Below are 602 nucleotides of genomic sequence, written 5' to 3' on the forward strand. Positions count from 1 at the left end.
ACGTAGCGGGGCTTTGTGGGCATTCTGCATAAAGTCCGACCAGGAAATAACGGTCTCGGACAAAGTGGTCCTGGGGACCACGATATAAATGTTAAATTCATAGAGAGTCATCACATGAAGTATTTAAAAAAGTTAGCATTCCTATCTTGTTTAGCAACGTCCCCATTCGCGCTCGCTGGGTCTTGGACCACCGCTACTGGAAAACTTGTTGACCTTAGAATCTTCGATGGATTCCAAATTTATGGAACCTTAGAGGGCGTCCAATTGTCATGCAGCAATAATGGTCGATTTCTTGTAACAACGCAAGAATTTACATTGAAAGATCAACTGTTTTCTATGATGCTGGCTGCTCAAGTGTCGGGAAAATCTGTTCAACTGTATGACACTGGTGAATGTAGTAGCAATCGCGATAAAACTATAGTAAACGGTTTAAGGTTTACTGAGTAAGGTACATCATATGGAAGTACTGCAAGCTATTGCAAAATTATTGGGCGGTATAACGTAACCGCTCATTCTACGGCGTTATTGCTCCAACCATAGATGTCTGACCGCAGTGGATTGCGGACAAACTTTTCTTTCCACATCCGCGGCGTTAGATCCGT

Annotated in this window: 1 protein-coding gene; it reads left to right on the forward strand. The window is 43.0% G+C overall.

What is annotated here, in order from left to right; translation table 11 throughout:
- Nucleotides 1-114: 114 nt before the first annotated feature.
- Nucleotides 115-447 carry a hypothetical protein gene (locus tag Q5Y71_RS17115; protein ID WP_306043278.1) on the forward strand — a complete coding sequence of 111 codons (333 nt, stop codon included), beginning with the start codon at nucleotides 115-117 and terminating at the stop codon, nucleotides 445-447.
- Nucleotides 448-602 lie beyond the last annotated feature (155 nt).

This window comes from Microbulbifer sp. 2205BS26-8, from assembly GCF_030731025.1.
GTDB lineage: Bacteria > Pseudomonadota > Gammaproteobacteria > Pseudomonadales > Cellvibrionaceae > Microbulbifer > Microbulbifer spongiae.

Coding starts and splice junctions, on each gene's coding strand:
- Q5Y71_RS17115 (WP_306043278.1), top strand. CDS start 115: ATGAAGTATTTAAAAAAGTTAGCATTCCTATCTTGTTTAGCAACGTCC.